This window comes from Neobacillus sp. KR4-4 (assembly GCF_042136325.1).
Classification (GTDB): Bacteria; Bacillota; Bacilli; order Bacillales; family Cytobacillaceae; genus Neobacillus.
Genome location: NZ_JBHHJU010000031.1, coordinates 40,483 through 58,810 on the forward strand (window position 1 = coordinate 40,483; position 18,328 = coordinate 58,810).

General features: G+C 34.7%; 22 protein-coding genes and 1 pseudogene. 3 read left to right on the forward strand and 20 right to left on the reverse strand.

Features of this window, described 5'->3' with window-relative positions; translation table 11 throughout:
* Nucleotides 1-23 precede the first annotated feature (23 nt).
* The 5 genes from ACE198_RS23660 to ACE198_RS23680 are packed head-to-tail and all read right to left on the reverse strand — an operon-like array spanning nt 24 to nt 5,050.
* Entirely contained in the window at nt 24-1,076 is a 1,053-nt protein-coding gene (locus tag ACE198_RS23660; RefSeq protein ID WP_251463172.1) for a TRAP transporter substrate-binding protein, read from the reverse strand.
* Nucleotides 1,077-1,090: 14 nt separating this feature from the next.
* Nucleotides 1,091-2,122 carry a C-terminal binding protein gene (locus ACE198_RS23665; RefSeq protein ID WP_375377263.1) on the reverse strand — a complete coding sequence of 344 codons (1,032 nt, stop codon included), beginning with the start codon at nt 2,120-2,122 and terminating at the stop codon, nt 1,091-1,093.
* An 18-nt stretch (nt 2,123-2,140) separates the two neighbouring features.
* Nucleotides 2,141-3,415, reverse strand: coding sequence for a TRAP transporter large permease subunit (locus ACE198_RS23670; protein ID WP_375377264.1), 1,275 nt, complete (start codon nt 3,413-3,415; stop codon nt 2,141-2,143).
* The gene (locus ACE198_RS23675; RefSeq protein ID WP_375377265.1) at nt 3,412-3,966 is read right to left on the reverse strand and encodes a TRAP transporter small permease; all 555 of its coding nucleotides are present in this window, start codon (nt 3,964-3,966) and stop codon (nt 3,412-3,414) included. The genes ACE198_RS23670 and ACE198_RS23675 overlap by 4 nt, the downstream gene beginning before the upstream one ends.
* Before the next feature lie 52 nt (nt 3,967-4,018).
* A complete protein-coding gene (locus ACE198_RS23680; protein WP_251463176.1) occupies nt 4,019-5,050 on the reverse strand; it encodes a TRAP transporter substrate-binding protein in 1,032 nt (343 codons plus the stop codon).
* Nucleotides 5,051-5,655: 605 nt separating this feature from the next.
* On the opposite strand from ACE198_RS23680, the gene ACE198_RS23685 reads away from it, so the two are divergent.
* On the forward strand, nt 5,656-6,336 hold the full coding sequence (locus ACE198_RS23685; RefSeq protein ID WP_375377266.1) for a GntR family transcriptional regulator: 681 nt from the start codon (nt 5,656-5,658) through the stop codon (nt 6,334-6,336).
* 175 nt (nt 6,337-6,511) lie between these two features.
* On the opposite strand, the gene ACE198_RS23690 is transcribed toward ACE198_RS23685, so the two are convergent.
* From ACE198_RS23690 to ACE198_RS23700, 3 genes are all read right to left on the reverse strand, one after another.
* Nucleotides 6,512-6,904 carry a DUF2178 domain-containing protein gene (locus ACE198_RS23690; RefSeq protein WP_251463177.1) on the reverse strand — a complete coding sequence of 131 codons (393 nt, stop codon included), beginning with the start codon at nt 6,902-6,904 and terminating at the stop codon, nt 6,512-6,514.
* Nucleotides 6,897-7,109 carry a helix-turn-helix transcriptional regulator gene (locus tag ACE198_RS23695; protein WP_251463178.1) on the reverse strand — a complete coding sequence of 71 codons (213 nt, stop codon included), beginning with the start codon at nt 7,107-7,109 and terminating at the stop codon, nt 6,897-6,899. The genes ACE198_RS23690 and ACE198_RS23695 overlap by 8 nt, the downstream gene beginning before the upstream one ends.
* A 452-nt stretch (nt 7,110-7,561) precedes the next feature.
* Nucleotides 7,562-7,960, reverse strand: coding sequence for a hypothetical protein (locus tag ACE198_RS23700; RefSeq protein ID WP_375377267.1), 399 nt, complete (start codon nt 7,958-7,960; stop codon nt 7,562-7,564).
* 84 nt (nt 7,961-8,044) lie between these two features.
* Here ACE198_RS23700 and ACE198_RS23705 point away from each other — a divergent pair, with 84 nt between their 5' ends.
* Nucleotides 8,045-8,182 (forward strand): hypothetical protein, encoded by a 138-nt coding sequence (locus ACE198_RS23705; RefSeq protein WP_375377268.1) that lies wholly within the window; start codon nt 8,045-8,047, stop codon nt 8,180-8,182.
* Between the two features lie 41 nt (nt 8,183-8,223).
* Nucleotides 8,224-8,472 carry a hypothetical protein gene (locus ACE198_RS23710; RefSeq protein WP_375377269.1) on the forward strand — a complete coding sequence of 83 codons (249 nt, stop codon included), beginning with the start codon at nt 8,224-8,226 and terminating at the stop codon, nt 8,470-8,472.
* A 187-nt stretch (nt 8,473-8,659) separates the two neighbouring features.
* Here the strand turns inward: ACE198_RS23710 and ACE198_RS23715 are convergent, their stop codons facing one another.
* The 12 genes and pseudogenes from ACE198_RS23715 to ACE198_RS23770 form a co-directional block, all read right to left on the reverse strand.
* Nucleotides 8,660-10,399, reverse strand: a complete 1,740-nt coding sequence (locus tag ACE198_RS23715; RefSeq protein WP_375377270.1) for an ATP-dependent nuclease — start codon at nt 10,397-10,399, stop codon at nt 8,660-8,662.
* A 197-nt stretch (nt 10,400-10,596) separates the two neighbouring features.
* Nucleotides 10,597-10,905 (reverse strand): head-tail connector protein, encoded by a 309-nt coding sequence (locus ACE198_RS23720; RefSeq protein ID WP_375377271.1) that lies wholly within the window; start codon nt 10,903-10,905, stop codon nt 10,597-10,599.
* 115 nt (nt 10,906-11,020) lie between these two features.
* Complete coding sequence (locus ACE198_RS23725) at nt 11,021-11,275, reverse strand: hypothetical protein (RefSeq protein WP_375377272.1); 255 nt, start codon at nt 11,273-11,275, stop codon at nt 11,021-11,023.
* On the reverse strand, nt 11,272-11,613 hold the full coding sequence (locus ACE198_RS23730; protein ID WP_375377273.1) for a phage terminase small subunit P27 family: 342 nt from the start codon (nt 11,611-11,613) through the stop codon (nt 11,272-11,274). Before ACE198_RS23730 ends, ACE198_RS23725 begins: the two co-directional genes overlap by 4 nt.
* A 170-nt stretch (nt 11,614-11,783) precedes the next feature.
* Nucleotides 11,784-12,038 (reverse strand): hypothetical protein, encoded by a 255-nt coding sequence (locus ACE198_RS23735; RefSeq protein WP_375377274.1) that lies wholly within the window; start codon nt 12,036-12,038, stop codon nt 11,784-11,786.
* 174 nt (nt 12,039-12,212) lie between these two features.
* Nucleotides 12,213-12,629 carry a phage major tail protein, TP901-1 family gene (locus tag ACE198_RS23740; protein WP_375377275.1) on the reverse strand — a complete coding sequence of 139 codons (417 nt, stop codon included), beginning with the start codon at nt 12,627-12,629 and terminating at the stop codon, nt 12,213-12,215.
* An 85-nt stretch (nt 12,630-12,714) separates the two neighbouring features.
* Nucleotides 12,715-14,226 (reverse strand): phage major capsid protein, encoded by a 1,512-nt coding sequence (locus ACE198_RS23745; RefSeq protein ID WP_375377276.1) that lies wholly within the window; start codon nt 14,224-14,226, stop codon nt 12,715-12,717.
* The gene (locus ACE198_RS23750) at nt 14,180-15,427 is read right to left on the reverse strand and encodes a phage portal protein (RefSeq protein ID WP_375377277.1); all 1,248 of its coding nucleotides are present in this window, start codon (nt 15,425-15,427) and stop codon (nt 14,180-14,182) included. Before ACE198_RS23750 ends, ACE198_RS23745 begins: the two co-directional genes overlap by 47 nt.
* A gap of 519 nt (nt 15,428-15,946) precedes the next feature.
* Complete coding sequence (locus ACE198_RS23755) at nt 15,947-16,549, reverse strand: HNH endonuclease signature motif containing protein (RefSeq protein ID WP_375377278.1); 603 nt, start codon at nt 16,547-16,549, stop codon at nt 15,947-15,949.
* A 188-nt stretch (nt 16,550-16,737) separates the two neighbouring features.
* Nucleotides 16,738-17,145, reverse strand: a complete 408-nt coding sequence (locus ACE198_RS23760; RefSeq protein WP_375377279.1) for a helix-turn-helix domain-containing protein — start codon at nt 17,143-17,145, stop codon at nt 16,738-16,740.
* 204 nt (nt 17,146-17,349) lie between these two features.
* The gene (locus ACE198_RS23765) at nt 17,350-17,532 is read right to left on the reverse strand and encodes a hypothetical protein (RefSeq protein WP_375377280.1); all 183 of its coding nucleotides are present in this window, start codon (nt 17,530-17,532) and stop codon (nt 17,350-17,352) included.
* Nucleotides 17,533-17,744: 212 nt separating this feature from the next.
* Nucleotides 17,745-18,176, reverse strand: a pseudogene (locus ACE198_RS23770) (ATP-binding protein); the annotation flags it as partial.
* Nucleotides 18,177-18,328: the final 152 nt, after the last annotated feature.

Below are 18,328 nucleotides of genomic sequence, written 5' to 3' on the forward strand. Positions count from 1 at the left end.
ATCATCTCCCGGGATCATTTAAACTATTTTCGTACCTTATCAATTTCTGCATTTAGCTCATCAACCAAGTCTTTTCCGAACTTTTCTGCAAACTTTTCTGTTACTGGTGCAATGATTTCTTTCATTTTCGCTTTTTCTTCATCAGAAACCTCATTAACCTTCATGCCATCAGCTTTAAGATCTTCAACTGCCTTCTTATCTTCTTCGCGGCTTAATTGGCGCTGATATTTTCCAGCTTCAATAGCTGAATCCTTCAGGATTTTTTGCTCTTCTTTAGAAAGACCATCCCAGAACTTCTTGCTAACAAGGAAAACAAACGGAGTGTAAACATGCTTTGTAAGGCTTAAATAATCCTGAACTTCATTGAATTTATTTGACTTAATAGTTGCAAGCGGATTTTCCTGTCCATCAACAGTTTTGCTCTCCAAGGCTGTAAATACTTCGGAGAACGCCATTGGAGTAGGGTTCGCACCAAGATCCTTGAAAGCGGCAAGGTGGACTTCGTTTTGCATCGTTCTAACTTTCAAGCCTTTAAAATCTTCCGCTGTTTTAACGGGGTGTTTACTGTTTGTCAACTGGCGGAAGCCATTTTCCCAGTATCCCAGTCCAATAAGCCCATGCTCCGGAAGTTTATCAAGAAGCTTTTGGCCGACAGGGCCATCTAGAACCGCATCTGCCTCTTCACCATTATTAAATAGGAATGGGAAGTCAAAAATTCCATATTCCTTGATCATTCCTACAAGAGGAGAAGTGGATGGAATGGTAATTTCCTGCAGTCCTCCTTGAAGTGCTTCAGTCATTTTTTGGTCATCACCCAGAGTTGCAGCGTAGAAAGGCTTAACTTTTAATTTTCCTCCGCTCTTCTCTGATACAATTTCAGCAAATTTTTTCAATCCAAGCCCTTCTGGATGATCTTCATTTAATCCAATACCTGCTTTGATGGTTCTTTCCTGGATACTGCTTGATTTTCCTTCACCATTAGTACTGCTGCTAGTTGAGCTTGAACCACATGCACTTAACAGGAGCAAACTTGGCAGGATTAGTCCTACACCGATTTTCTTAATCAAAGATTTCATTTTTTATCCCCCTTTTATTTAACCAGTTGGCCATATCTTTCTAATGAAACGCCTTCTTCCAGTCTTGATTGCTTTTTTACCTCTTTGTTTACCAGATATTTCGGATACTCGCCGTGAATAAGGACATCAACAACACCCATTGCTGCCTTCAATCGCATTTCTTTTTCTGCTTCTTCTGAATACCATGCTACATGTGGTGTAACGATAACATTTTCCATCGATAGAAAGGGATGGTCATGGGTAATTGGTTCTTCTTCAAGAACATCCAATGCTGCACCAGAAACTTTTCCGTTTTGCAATGCCTCAATAAGTGCCTGCTCGTCAATGACCGGACCTCTTGCTGTATTGACAATCAATGGGGCTTTTTTCATCCTTGCAAAAAGCTCCTTGCCTATCATACCCTTAGTACTTGGTGTAAGCGGGGCATGTACCGAAATAACATCTGATTGTTCAGCAAGAGTTTCCAGAGATACCAGAGTAACACCTTTTTTCTTTGCTTCTTCGGCAGGAAAGTATGGATCCGCTGCTATAACATTAAAGCCTAGGGGTATTACTTTTTCAGCCAGTGCTTGTGGAATCTTGCCAAACCCAACCAGTCCAAGAGTTTGGCCTCTAAATCGTTGAATAGGCTTTGTCACTTTAAAATCCCAATTTCCATTTTTCACTTGGTTGTTTGCCAACACAATTTTCCTCGTCCAGGAAAGGATAAGGGCTAATGCATGATCTGAAACTTCATCCATACAATAATCGGGGACATTTGCTACACAAACCCCCTTTTTCGTAACCGCTTCCAAATCTATTGTATTTACACCCACTCCATACCTGGTAATAACCTGACATTTTTCAAGAGATTCTATTACTCTTTTACTTAAAGGTGCATATTGATTAATGATTCCGTCAGCATCTTTGCAAGCACTTATTACTTCTTCCTCAGTACGGCACTGGGCACCGACCAATTCAATTTCACTATGCCCTTCAAAAACCTGCTCTTCATAGCAAAGGTCATCATATTCCCAATCGGTAATGACTACTTTAAATTTACCCATATCCACATCCCCTTTACGTTATATAAACCATTCGAGCGGAACTAGTACAAGATCAGGGAATAAAATTAGTAGAATCAAAACGACCACTTCTACTAGAAGGAAAGGCCAAATCCCTTTCATGATATCTTCCATGCTTATCTTACTAACTCCACAGACAACATTTAACACTGTACCGACAGGCGGCGTTAACAAACCAATAGCATTATTAAGGATAAATAGGACTCCAAAATAAACTGGATCAATCCCAGCCTTCTCAATTAAAGGCATTAAAACAGGTGTAAGGATAAGAATCGTAGGTGTCATATCCATCGCAGTTCCAATAATAATTACTAAAAGATTAATCATCAAAAGAAGTAATAATGGATGATCCAATAACGGTTCCAAAAGAGTAATAACTTGTTCAGGGAGGTTGGCAACGGTAATTAACCAAGATGAAACCAATGCAGCAGCTACTAGAAACATAACAACACTCGTCATTTTTGCTGCTCTCACAAGAACGTGAAATAGCTCTGAGAGTTTCAATTCACGGTACACCACCATCCCAACGAATAGCGCATAAGCAGCAGCAACAACAGCCGCCTCAGTTGGAGTGAAAATTCCTCCTCTTAGCCCTCCAATAATGATCAAAGGCAATAACAGGGCCCAAAAACCATTTCTAACTGAAATCAAAATTTCTTTCATAGATTTTCGAGGCTGTACAGTCACTTGATCTTTATGGGCTACAATCGCCCAGGTAACGCAAAGCCCTACCCCAAGCAGGACTCCTGGTACGATTCCTGCCATAAAAAGTTTGGTAATCGACACTCCGCTGGTTACTCCAAAAATTATAAATCCAATACTCGGAGGAATTATTGGTGCAATGATTCCTCCTGACGCAATCAACCCGCTTGACCGATTAACATCGTAACCGCTTTTTACCATCATCGGAATTAATATCGCACCTAGTGCAGCAGTATCTGCTACAGCCGACCCAGATAAGCTGGCAAACAATACACTTGCAATGATAGCAACGTAACCAAGGCCGCCTCTGATATGCCCCACCATAGACATCGCCATTTTAACGATTCTTTGGGAAAGCCCGCCAGCGTTCATTAATTCCCCAGCAAGCATAAAAAAGGGAATAGCCATCAAAGGAAAGTTGTCTGCTCCACTTATTAAGTTTTGGGCAATAATCTGACTATCAAATATCCCAAGAAAGTACATTAATGCAACGCCACTCAATAAAAGTGCAAAAGCAATTGGCATCCCAAGAGCCATCGTCCCAAGCAGAGAACCTAAAAACACACCAATCATGCTTGTTTTCCCTCCTTTATCAAGTCTTTTTCGTGGAAATCAATCATTTCTTCAGAATCATTAATTAGCACTAATTCTTCATCCGTCAGTTTATTAGTTAAGAGTTTAATAAGATTATTGATTAATATTAACCCCATTGAAATACTGACTAAAATCCCTGTCCCGTAAACAGCAGCAAGCGGAAGACCTGTTGCAGGAGCTTTGCTATGTAAATTGATCAAGGTCATTTTCCAGCTTCCATCAAGGACCAAATAAAGAACATATAGCATTAATAAATCACTGATAACCAGTGCTACCTTTTTCAATCCGGTTGGCAAACGTTTTACAAGCATATCAACTCCAAGATGCTCTTTATCCTTAAAAGCACCTATCGCTCCTAAAAAGGTTAACCAGACAAATAAATAGCGGGATATTTCCTCTGACCATGTTATGCCTGAATTAAAGAAGTAACGTAAAACAACATTTCCAAAAACAAGAATGACCATTAAGGAAAGAGCAAACGCCATAAAAATGTTCAACATCGTTTCCAAGTAATTTGATAACTTTTCCATCTTCCTCCCGCCTTTCTCTATAAAGAAGAGCTTTAAGAAAGGGCATGCCTTTCTATTGCTCATCCTTAATTCGTTTTACCAAATCTTCTGCCCAGTCATATTCCTTATAGATATCTTTATATAAAGGCTCGGCAGCTTTCTCCATTTCTTTTACAAATTCATCAGATGGAGTATTAAACTTTACATTTTTTTCTTCAAGGAATTTTTTATCATCTTCATAGCTTTTTTCCATTAGTTCAAATTCATAATCTGCATATTCCTTGGAAGCATCTTCGATAATTTTTTGCTGTTCTTTTGTTAAGCTGTTATAAAACTTGCTGTTAATAATGAAAATATTAGGGCTAAACATATGTTTTGACTCTAAAACATCCGACTGCACTTCATACCATCCAGAAGCCCTCAAAGTTGCAATTGGATTATCCTGGCCATCAACAACCTTTTGTTCAAGCGCTGTAAATACTTCTGAAATAGGAAGCGGACTGACATTTGCGCCAAGAAGTTTTCCGAGAGTAATATAGTTAGGGATGTTTGGCATCCTTAATCGTAGTCCATCAAAATCATCCTGACTCTTAATTGGCTTGTTTGAAGAAAACATACGGAAACCATTTGCACTCCAGGCGAGCGGTTTCACACCATGTTGTTTTTCAAGATCTGCTGTTAGTTCTTTACCAATTTCTCCATTTAGAACTTTTTTGACATGCTCATAATCTTTAAAGAGGAATGGCCATTCTGGAACACCCATTTTTGGGATGTCAGCTTGCATAATTAAGCCCGGAATGCCCATTTCAATTGTCCCGTTACGAACCCCATCATAAAATTCCTTTTCCGCTCCAAGCGTACTATTTGGGTATATTTGAACCTTTAGGCTTCCTTTTGATTCTTCTTCAACAATCTTTTTGAACTTTTCTCTTAAAGCAACGTTTTGCGGATGGTTTTCAGCAAAATAATTTGCCACTTTTATTGTTTTAGCCGGTCCGGCTGAAGCTTCATTGGAAGACGATTTTTCTGTTGCTCCCCCGCAAGCCGAAAGAAGTAAAGAAGCACTAAGAATTACACCAGTCGCTACTGAAAATAACTTTTTCATTTAATCGCTCATCCCCCAATTAAAATGGTTTTTGTTTTTTGAAAGCGGTATCATTTATACTTAAAAAAATTTATCACCACCTTTAGTTTTATATTATAAAACTTAGTTTTCATAATAGGACTTAAAACAAGAGACAAAATTAGTCTCGGAGTTTTATATTATAAAACTAGATATAACTATTTAAAACTCTAACATCATCTTAATCTTTAACTTTCCGAATTGTCAATATTTTAATTTTCTTTATTTTTAGAAATTTTATAAAACAATTGTAAAGCGCCATATAATTCCCATAAAAAGGAAAATATTCCCTTAGATTATACCCCCAATTTTAAAAGTATAAACAAATTTTCTAACCCGAATATAATTTAAAAATTGTAAATGAATAGTTTGTGACATGTAACATTTCACATTTCATATTTCACAAGGTAATGTTAGAATAAAATAAATAATCAGTCAATTCTTTTTTATTGTCTTTTTTGTAATTTACTTTCACACAAGAAATTGACTACAAGTATATAATTCCCCTATAATTTATTAATAGTGTGACATGTTACATGTTAGGTATTGCAAATTACCTATGAATTTTGGGAGGTTAATTTACTATAATGATTGATACTTCTGCTCTTGCAACACAAGTATATAAAGAACTTCGAAATGAAATTATTTGCGGGATTTTTTCACCTGGAGAAAAATTGGATATCATTGAATTAGCAAATAAATATGGAGTAAGTCGATCACCCGTAAAAGAAGCGGTAAATCAATTGGTACATGATGGGTTAGTCGAAATATTTCCAAGAAAAGGAACATACATCACCCAATTACGTTTCAAAGATTGTATGGAGGCTCTCGATGCTCGATTTATGGTTGAAACATGGGCGGCAGCACAAGCTATTGAGCATTTATCAGATGAACAGATAGAAGATATGAAACAAATAATTGAAAAAATGGATTCACTATTGAGAGTACAGCCCTTTTCTTATGAGTCTTACAGTAAACTAGATAAGGAGTTCCATCAATTATTGGTGCAATATGCTAGGAATCATAAGGTTCAAAACATTTATGACAGTATTAACCCTATAATTTCACTAGCACGAGTTGGGTACAGTGAAGTTTTTGAAAATAGCTTAAAAAGACACAAAGATCATCATAATATGTTTGAAGCATTAAAAAATCGTGACCTCTCCTCCTTAATTGAAGCATTGCAACAACATAAGCGTTCCTTAGAAGAGGACATAATTTTACATTGGAATGAACAATTATTTGGACCTATTGAAGAATCAAATTAGAAGCTGCAAAGTTTGTTTTCTATGGTGACCGACAAAACCGAAGAAAGCTCAGAAACATTGATATATCAACATTTCTGAGCTTTCTTTTCATTTAAAATGAACTTGAACTTAAAAAGTTCTATTGTGCTATTTAAATAATGTTATTCGTTTGTTAATTAGATAGGTACTAGTATACTTACCTGTATTTCTTAGAATATATAAATTCTGTAATCGGAACTGTAACAAAAGTAATACCCACTACTATAACCAATGGATAATTATCAATTTCATTGAAACTGCCTGTTCCTTCAGAAATAAACAATATTAAACCAGATAAAATCATGAGAACATAATAACCTATTTTGGCACTTTGGGTTTCAATATGCCTGTCTAATTCATCTTTCTCGCCACCACCTTCATGATGGCCCCAATTAAGCAAATTAAAAAAATAGCTTAACGCTAGAAAACTAAAGAAAATACCAGCTGCATCTATAGTTCCATAACTAACCCATTTGTATAAGGTAAATCCTACAATGGATAGAAAAACAATAAAGACTAAAATAACGATAATACTTTTGGTTTTATTCATTCCTTTTTCCCCCAATCTCAGAGATAAATAAATCTTCCATGGCGACTCCCAATGTCCTTGCGATATCAAATGCTAACTGCAAACTTGGGTCATATTTATTGTTCTCGATAGCGTTAATCGTTTGCCTGCTTACATTGCATAATTCTGCTAACTTCCCTTGAGATAGACTACTTTTTTCTCTGTACTCCTTAATTCTATTTTCCATTCACTAAGCCACCTTTAGATTTTATAAGGTGTAAAAGGTTTTTTACATCTTGATTATAAAATATGATAAATGGGGTGTCAAAGATATTTTACACTTCAAAATGCCATATCGATATTTACCCTCACCATTGAACACGATTTGAAGTAATTTTGTCATGAAGGAAACAGCAAAGAATAACTTAAAGACAAACAAAAAACGCCTATTTACATTACTGTAAATAGACGTTCAAAACGTTGATATAACTCAATTCTACTGCTAATTGACGATAAGAAAAAGTAATAAAATAAAGATACCGGTGATCGGGGTCGAACCGATACTCCTCACGGAACACGATTTTGAGTCGTATAGAACTCAGTAAGTGCCTTTAAGCCAACCTCACCAACGGTTTTACAATATCAAAATTAAATGATGCACAAGACTACTTTTAATTATGCCTTAGGTAACACTGGTCGTCAATCTCGTTTCTTATTGAATTTTGCCTGACCCTCATTTTTGTATTTTTTAATAAGTTGGGATTCTATTTTTCTTGCTTCCCCTTGGGTATCAAACTCAGCAACAATTTTGTACATTACCTTTCCTTGTTCCATCAGATTTCTATGTTCCAAGTTCCTTCTGTTAGTATATCTTCTGCATCGATACCATACTCCACTTCCGACATAAATAACTCCATCATTAAACCAATGCTCATAAACAATGAATTTATCAATCTTTCTTAACTTATTCTGATCCAGTTCATACTTCTTTATAAGTTGAATAATTTTCCGAAAAGTTGTTCCATAGATATTTGCAATATCTTGATTCGTCATTTTTTCCGTTAGATGCTGCTTAAGTTCTTCTTTTGTTGGTAGCATTCTGATCACCTCATAATACTTCTATCTTGAGAATTTAATTTGTAAACGAGAGGTGTTATAATTTTTTTAGAAAGGAGGATTAAAATGAAAACTGCTGATGAAGTTTTGAAAGCAATTGAGGAAATGGCGAATGATGAACGATGGAAGTTACTCTTAGAGCTATATTACAGACACTACAACAACAGCAATTTACCTCGAATGGAAATTGATATGGAAGAATAAAAGCTTTTTATTTTATTAAATGACATTGGGAGGAATTATTAATGGAAACGTATGAACAAGTTAAGAAGGTAGTTAGAAATATGAGCTCTGAAGATCGGTATAATCTTGTAATAGAAATATTAAAAATTACAGATGAAGATAACGATAGTGAATTTTTAATTGAAGCTGTTTTTGAAATTATGAATATGAAAAAAGATATTGAATATCTTTCAAGAAAGATTGGTGTACATGAGTTGTACTTGAATCGAATTAATAAAGAAATAGAGGAAATTAGTACGCCTAATAAATAAAAAAAATCCTGCACAAATCGGAGAAAGTGCAGGACAAGAGTATGTTAACTTAACTCAACTACTTTTTTTTCATTTTAAATACATAAATAAAATTGATATTTTATTTTTAAATTCTGATAATATTGAAAAAAACCAAACAACATATCATTGTTTGGTCAGCGTTGTATGATTTATATTTTAAGAATGTTTAGGAGTTTGCCTCTTTAATTTTAGCTGTTAGAACCTTTTTAATTCTCTTATATGAATTAGGCAAGTTCATATTCCCCAACTTTTGTAAAACCTCTAAAATATTTTCTAATTTTTTTATTTGTTTTTTTCTGGTAATTAATAGGTTTTTTTGTGTTTTCTCAGATTCCTCCACTTTTGGACCTGGTAAAACTTGATAAAATACTTTGGTTGCTGTTTTAGATGCAACTAAGTCCATTTCGAGACAATAAGTCATTGATAACATGTTGTACTTTTCTAGTAAATCCATAGCTTTACTGTGGTTACTCCCAAATAAGCGCAATAGCCTATCTCTATCTGCTTGTTTTGGAATTAAATCTTTTAACAATTGCGTATCCTTATACTCCAACTTATATTTTGGGAAACCAGAATCATTTCTACTATTATCTAAGCTAGCGTTTAAGTAGGGAATGAAGAAATCTTTATCAACAATAATAAAGTTTGGAATTTTTAAGGATTGTAGTAAATAAACAGGATAGCTCAAATTATTTATCCCGTCTAAATTCAATATACTTACCCCACATAAGTCCAAATCAACATTATTTTGTCCCAATAAGAATTTTACAACTTCTGCATCATTTTTACTTTCAACAATAATAATAAATTTTGCAAAAAAGAATTCACTATTTCTATAACGATAAAATTGGTAATACTTAAATTCTTGGAGATTATGTTTATCCCAAAAGTTTTTTGGAACTTGATAGCCAGATGTTTTAAATCCTCTAGTACTGTCTGGTTCTTTACGGAAAAGAATAATTTCATCATGATCTAATTGGTCAACGATAACAGCAGAATGCGTGGTAAATATTATTTGTATTTCATTTTGACTGCCGCTATTATTATCTTTAATTGATTTAATAAATTCTCGCTGAGCCTGTGGATGTAAATTTATTTCTGGCTCTTCGATGCCTAAAATTATATTGTTATGTCTTAGTTCAGCTAAATACCTATATAAAGCGATAATGGTTAAACTCTGAATTCCGCTACCACTTTCAGTTATATTGTATCTATGACCTTTTTCTTCAATATCGAGAGTAATATCATTTAAGAGAAGAGAGTAATCTATCTGTCTATCATAATTCAATTTGAAATTAAAATTTTTGTTTAATGAATAGTATTTTTCGATTGCAGCTTCAACTTTTGAAAAAGCTACGTTTTCTAAATTTTGAGCTGCAGCCTTCACTTTTGGTGTAAAATTGTCTCTTTTGGCAGTAGTTCTTTTTAAGTACTCTTCAAGAACAATTCTAATTAGTGCGTTTTCAGCCCAAATTACTTGTCGCTGATCTCTATTGGGCGGTATTAGTACATAATTAATATCTTCTTTTATTAAATTTATAAAATCATTAGGGAGAGTCTGATATTCGCCATTTTTCTTAAAATCAATTTTCCTCTTTTTCGTTGCAAAAGAATAAGTCATCCTTATGACAAGTTCATCGTTATTAATCTTATCTCGAAAATTTGGTTTATCAGGAATATCCTCAAAAGCTAATTCAATCCTTACCAAGCTTTTATTTGAATATTGATGTAAACCGTTCAAGAAATTAATTTCTTCTTCTTCATAGTTAAAAAAAGCATTTAATGCCCTCAAAATAGCCGACTTACCAGAATTATTCTCACCAACTAATGATGAAATTTTACCATTTTGTACAATACAACTATTTATTGACCTAAAATTTCTTATGTTAGTACGGACCAACTTCATTACTTTATCCCTAACTTTCTATTTCCGTCTATGTCTAATTTATCAATTAATTTTTAATATAACAATAAAAAATTAAGAAAGTAGACAAATCCAAGTCTTGTGATTATACATCATAATTATTATAAACTCCTTCGAATTCTGTTCTGTTTTCGGCTAAAAAAAATAGTCGGCCACATCAATTTAATGACATGACCGAATCATTGAGTACTAACGGCATTCCAGTTTCTATGCATATCCAACAGTCCAGAGAACACGTACGAAAGTTCCTTAGCTGTATCTTTGTCAGATTGAATTCCACGTTTCTCATACCAATGAGCAACTAAAGCTAAAGCAGCAATTGTGAATTCTTCTGGAATCTCTTCGAAATCAGTGAACTTTCTATTCAGATAACTTTGGATGAAGCTCTTTGATGCAACCAACATTGTAGAGATCATATTGTCATCATCTTCAAAGTCGATCCTTAAGTAGTCTTTAACATAAGCTAAGTCGATTTCAGTTACTTTCATTTTTCTTCCTCCAGTTGTTTCGAAATAAGTTCAGCAAGCTTTTCTGCTTGTTCTACGTTTTCGGCTGTTACATAAATCAATTTTCCGTTCAACAAGAAATTGTACTGTTTCATATTCACCAATCTTTCTTTCCATCTCGATCGTTACGAAGCAGGTATTCGTATTCACGAGCAACCTTGAATAGCTTGTCATTACTTTCTTCTTCGTACTTTTTCATTAGAATTTTGTAGTAATCATTGGCGTTGACTCCGACCATTTGTTCAACTTTCAGCACATAAATCAATGGATCGCATGGAGTTCTTTTCAGCAGCTCAACGAATTTTTCTTCATTTTTCGGTTTAAGTTCTTTGACCATTTTCATCCAAATCATAAGAAGTCACTCCAGTCGTTCTTACCTTCTTCGTTCTTTTCAATCTTCAATCTCATACCTGAATCTAAGCCAAGAATTTTGTATGCTTCATTGACTTTAGCTTGAGAACGATTTAGTAGATCGACAGCTGGATGCAGTTTCTTTCCATGAAGGCCATCCATAATTGAACCTTCTTTCAGAATCGTTTTCTGAGCATCTTCTACCATTGCCAAGTTGAAAGCAAGTCCTTCAATGATTGGCTTGTCTGTCTGTTGGAGACGATTGATTTTCTGCAGCTCATCTATAATGAAGCCATGGAATCGTCTTGCGGTGTCATTAAAATATGATGGTGCTTCCATTCTATCTCTCCTTCCATAATTTACATATTTTTACAATAAAATAGAATTTATAAAAATAGCAGGCTCTGTGCGCGCCCCTGACCTCGTTATTTTGGTGGTTTTGATCGTTTTTGCCAAAAAAGTAGGCGAGTCTGTTTTGGTCCGATCGTGTGTGAACGAACTAGCGAATCTTACTTCAATACTCCAACCAAATCGAATTGTCTAAAGAAGTAGTATGATAATGGTTTTACATTGTGCTCTTGTAACATACAATTCACACGAAACACAAGATCTTCCCTACTAATCTTTAATTCGTTTGATTCAAGCACTGTGATGTAGTGTTGAGTATAGACTCTTGCTAAGCATCTACGGAAGTTGTTATCACCGATCTCATGTCTAATCTCTTGTAAGAAGCGTACCTTCTTATTCATCTCAAGTGTATGCATTATTGATACTCCTTTCCATCTCATATAATAGTAGTAAAGAAAGACTAAGAGATAAGCTCTCTCAGTCTCCTATACTTATCAGATATATCTGCTATATGCTTATCTGATATATCAGCTTTATGCCTATTAGACATATCTGCTATACTGCTCATACTGTTATCTGCCTTATACAGATTAAGCAGTTACGATATTTAACGCTCCACTGCCTTGCAGACTAATGCTGTATGTGACTAAATCGTCATATGGCATTTCTAAGCTAAAGTCAGTAATCGTACAACTGCCTTCGTACTTAGTACCTGATGGCAATTGAAGATAAACTACTACATTAGTAGAGTCGATAAATGCTTGCTCTAGTAATCCATAAGCTTCATCAGATTCAACAAATGCTCCATCAGCATCTACTGACCATTCTTTAAAACCTTGTAAAGACTCTTTCCAGAATCCAGCTGTGTCTTTTGATGTTGCATCAATAGATTCAGCCGATCTATTTAAAGTTGCGTTACGTTGTCCAGCTAATAGCTTTCCAGTTGTTGCATCTTTGATGTACAATTTGCAGTTCATACCAGTGATTTTTGCCATTCTGTATATCATCCTTTTCAGTAGTTTTAGAAATAGAAAAGAAGTCAAAATCCGAAGATTCTGACTTCTTAATTTGTGAATAATTTCACATAAAAGATTAAGCTGTTACTTTACCACGAACGATTGCTTGAGCATTCACAACAGTACCGTCAAGGTATAAGTCTCCAACGATCAACACTGTACCAGCTAATGCTTGAGTAGTGTCACCAGCAATACGTTGGATAGATTTTTCTCCACGAATACCGATTGCATATGCTTCACCGATATTACCGAAGAATACTGGGTGTTGACCTAAAGTATCTCCTGCTTCCATAGCATCAGAAACTCGAACTGGAGCACCAAGTAACGTATAAGTTACTTTGCCGTTTACGATACCATTTTGTAGGTAGTATTGTTCATTAGCATCTTTCAACTTAGCAACCTTGTTGAAGAATGGACGAGACATGATGAACTCTGCTCCATCTAAGAAGTCAGGGTGAAGTGAATTGTACATATCAACTAGAAGGTCCATGTCAATTGCAGCATCAATACCTGCTCCTAAATCGATTTCTGTAATACCAGCAGCATGCTTGATTGAACCAGAGAAGTTTTCCGCATCAGCTCCGCCACCGTTTACAAGGATAGCTTTCTCTACTTCTTTAGCAAGACCACGAGCTAAACGATCAGAAACATAAGCTTCAGCGTCAATAGCCATTTCGTTGATTAATTGCTTAGTTAGGCGAGTTGCAGCACCGACACGTTTTTGCTTAAGAGTTACATGATTCAATCCTAAAGATTGTTCTTCTAAAGTATCAGTTTCACCAACGAATGTTGCTACTGCGTTAGTAGTTTCGTAAGGAACTTTTAAAGAACCGTTATTCATTGGGAACTTACGTGCTTGTGCAAATACGGGAGAAGTCTCTTGCATTTTCTTAACAATAAGATCAGCAACGTTTTCAGGAATTACTGAAGTACCATTAGCTGTTGTTTGTAAATCACGAACTTCGCCATCTTTCAAGAATTCAGCAAAATCAGTGCTTGTACGTTTTTCGATTTTTTTCATATTATCCATTCCTCTTTCTTCTTCTAAATTTTGTTGTTCCAATTCAGGAACGTCTATTTCTTCAACTAAATTGATTCCACGAGCAGAAATCATTGATTGAAGGTAAGCAGGTTCTTTAACTGCTGACACTTCAAAGAGTTCCAACTCATGAACAGTAAGGATATGAACTCCGTTTTCTCTTGTCCAAGAATCTTTCAAGGCTCTGAATCCGAAGCTCATTGATTGAATCAATCCTTCAGAAATCAAAGTGAAGTAATCTTGGCCATAACTTGTTGGTGAAATCTTTGCAGACATAAAAAGACCTTGCTCATCTTCTCGTAGCTCAAGTGAACTGTTTCGAGTAGAAGCAAGGACTAACTTGTTATCATGTTCAGCTAGGAAATCAATTTCTCGAGATCGATTTTCAATGGCTCTTTTGAAGGCTCCTGGTGCAATCTTTTCTTTGAACTTTTTAGCTGTTCCAAGAAGTTGACTTAAGCTGCCAGGCTTGTTTACATAACCTTCAACAACTAAATCACCATCAGACTTCGATAGCTCGAGGTTCGTCGTTCTTAGTTCCATCTTCATTAGATGTTGTACCTCCTTCTTTACTTTGTTCACCAAAGTTCAGGTAAACCATGGTGCCATCTTCATGTCTCATGACATTTCCAATTGAAAGTAAATGATAGTCTTTTTCAACTTTTGGTAGATCGAGTTTATGTGCTGCTTGATTGAATGAGAAAATACCAGATTTCAATCCTTCAGATACTGCTTTAATCTTCTCTGCTTCAGTAGAACGAAGAATTTCAGAAGTATCGAATCTAAAGAAGTAACCTTGCTGCTTCTCTTCTTGATTTAGCAACTTTTTATCAAAAGCGCTTTCAATTGAAGTCAAGATTGGTTGCAGTGTAATTTGCAAGAACTGAATCGAGTTCGCTTCATTACTTGCGTACTTGTTAGCAGCACTGTTCAACATGCTTTCAGGAATGTTGAAAACCCTAGCAATCTCTGAAACTAGATGTTTGTTACTTTCGTTCAACATCAGTTCTTGAGGATTCATTGAGAGTTTCTCAAAGCTCATTCCTTCTTCCAGAATTACTGTTCGACCAGCATTTCTAGTTCCAGAATATAAGCTTTGCCATGCATCTCTTAATCGGTTGATCGCCGGTTCAGTTAATCGTGAAGCAGCTTTCAAAATACCAACTGGAGTAGCAGAATTTTGCATCAATGAATTTTGATAGTTCAGCTGTTCAATAGCTGTCGAAAACAATGTTCCTGAATCAACTAGCAATCCATTAGTTCCGGAATCGATTAAGATTACTTCATTTTCTTCTAAAATTACAGTTTCAGTTAGGCCATTGTAGGTATACTCTTTCTTAACAATTTTGACCCCGTTTTCTTCCCAAGCCTCTTCTTGAACATGTCTTGACTTAAGATGATGAAGTTTACCAGACTCATCTTTAAATAAGTAAGCTTTTCCATGAAGCAAGTAATCAGTAACAATCTTCTTCTTCAGAACCTGAGCAGTATCGTAATCATTTGCTTCACAGTTCAAAGTATGAATACGTTCATCTGACAGTTTTTCAATCGAATTGTCAGTTTCATTTTCTTCATATAGATAGATCGGCAATGGAGATATTGCTCCACTGATTAATTCGATTGCTGACTTAACAGTTGGAATTTTTAATGCATCTTCTTCTTTGACAGTAGGAAGAGGTCTACTTACAAAAACAGAAGTTGCTGTAAATCTATCTTCATTTGAAGGTTTTCCGAACCAAAATTTAGCCATCGTATCTTCCTTTCTATTAATTGATTAAAAAATCAAGCAAACACAAAATAAAAAAGACGTACCCGAAGGTACGCCTTATTCCCAAACTAACTGTGTAGCCTGGCTTTCATCTTCCGATGGTGGTCTTTAGATGACGTAGATATTTGGTGCAGCTTGAGCAAGGGCTGCATCTCTTTACGATCCGATCTAATTTATTTCAAAACAAGAAGTATCGGAGGAAACTCATGGAACCAAAATAGTTAGATCGGATCGTAAAAGGATGCAGCAAGTCAGAGAAATGAGGTAAACTCTGACTCACTATAAAAGAAATTCACAAATCAAAGAACTCAAAGCTCGTCAAACCGACGAGGTAAAACAAGGAGGCGACATGCATTGTGATAAGGGAAGTTGTTTCCGCAACTTACCTCTCTATAATTTAATATATACGAAAGCCCTTTTTGTAACAGTGTTTTTGATATAAAAATCAACTTTTATCTCTCTATAAATAATATATTTAAGTTGTACTTTCTGGACAAAATTCTACAACTTATTTAATTTTTCTTTAAGCTTCTCAATTTGACTCGGCATGCAGATATAGAAGTTTCTGAAGATCGGCCTACCTAATCGGAAAGAATTATTAGCTGTTTGTCGACTGACTCCAAGAGCTTGAGCTGCTTCAAATTGAGTCTCATATGAACGAATATGATTTAGGTCTTTATCGTAGATCGCCCAGTAATTATTCATTGTTTTCATTTCATGTCTAATGACTCTTCGTTCTTTTTCTGAGTCTGATAGAATCCAGCTGTCATGGGCTCCGGTTTCGAAAGCATGACGAATATTTTCTGCATGAGTAACAATCTCTAGATTATTTAAATTATTATTATGCTTATTACTATCAATATGATTGACGACATATCCTCTAGGGATTAGTCCGTAAAATGCTTCAGCTACTAATCTATGAGCATAATGACCATGAGTTGAAAGATATCGATTATTCTCATGACCGCCATTTTTAGAAAAATCTTCTTCATCAGTTAGAACTGAAGGTAATTCTGCTGTTGTTGTATTCCAAACTTTAATACTTCCGTCTTCATAACATTGAAATAATAAGTGATCTTTTTCTATCCATTTACATTTTTCCATTTTGAGTTCCTCCAAGTTTTTTCCTTACGTAATAAACGTAGTTTATTACGTAATAAAATAAATTTTATTAATTAAGTATTATTATTAAATATTAATAGTGTGTACTTTTTACACTACTGAAGTGTAAAAATTACACTAGGTAAGTGTACTTTTTACACTACTAAATGATTGCAAAAAAAAGAGATAGATTAAAGCTCTATCTCTCCAATAAATTCTTCTGGTGCAAGTTCTTCTTCTTCTTTAGTAAGAGCATTAATAACAACCGGGATGTATACAACATATTTATTAACTTCGTTTTTATTAGCTGATTCTTTCTTTCTAAGAACTTTAACTAAATTCTTTTCTTCAAGTTGATCAATAGCTGTAACAACTGTTTTATTACTTCCAATTCCTAAGTCTTGTTGAATTGTCTTAATGGAAGGGAATGCACAATTTTTTGTTGCGTTGTATCTATGACATAAATAGCTGTAGACCATATAAGCTGTTGCTTTTCCTTTAAGTAATTCGAAAACTCCATTTGAAACTTGAGTAAAGTCTGCTTTCAATTTGTCATATCTTTCGAATCTAACATTTGCTTTCATTTTAAGTTCCTCCATTTTTCCATTCTCCTCTTGTATTGTTATTATTACTGTCTTTTGAAAAACGTAAATTAATTGAACAAACTATTTATGAAATTGACTGTGCCGATCACAAACAATCCAATGAAAAACTTAAGTTCGATTTCTAATGCTTTAAGAGCAATTTTCTCCATTCTGGTTCCTCCTCCGAACAAAAATAAAAAGAGCAGCTTTCGCTACTCTTTAGTAAAGTTCATCAAAATCATGAACGTCTTTTTTCTCTATGCTTTTGTCTTTCATATAATCTTTGACTAACTCATTAACAATTGCGCTTGCATTTAAATGATTCTCTTTGCAATACTTCAGAAAGTCTTGAATTACACGAACATCAAATGAGAATGTTCGAAGGTTATCACGTTTTGTCATATTATATCAATCTCCTAAAATTGTAGTATTTGTACAACATATGGGTAAAAAAAATAAGACCTCTCGAAAGAGCTCTCTATATAATTAATATATATAAGTTAGACTTTTGTAACGAATCTGACAAACTTTTTAACCTCTCCATAATTTATATATACGAACTAAACTTTCTGGACACTTGTGACCGTCAAGTAGAATGACACAATTTCTGCTAATTAATTTGAAACACTTTGATCGCCAAATATTGTTTTTCGATGTTTCATTCGCCAACTATCTTCATTTAAATGAATAATTTCTACTCGATGCAATATTCGATCCAGTATGGCTGTAGTAATTGCTTGATCCCCTAATAGCTCACCCCATTCTTTTGGACCTTTATTTGAAGATAAAATAATGGATGTTTGATTATAAAGGTTATTTATTAGATGAAAGAACATATTAGCTTCTTGCTTATCCATAGCCATAAACATCAGATCATCTATAATTACTAAGTCTGCTTCTCGAATTCGTTTCATTCTGGTTTTCGATTTTCTCGTGATTTCTTCTGTCTTTAATGTATGAATTAAATCTCCCATAGTCGTAAAAATCACTTTATAGCCCTGATTTAAAGCTTCTATTCCTAACCCTATCGAAAGATGGGTTTTTCCATTATGTAAAGCTTTACATAAGGGTAATTATCGAAAGTTTTTGTTTATGGAAAGATATCTCTAATTAAGCGTAGGATTCTTGGTTGTAACCACAAATATCTTTCCATAATATTCAAAAATTCCTATCTACAAAATTCCTCCAGCCACTTTAA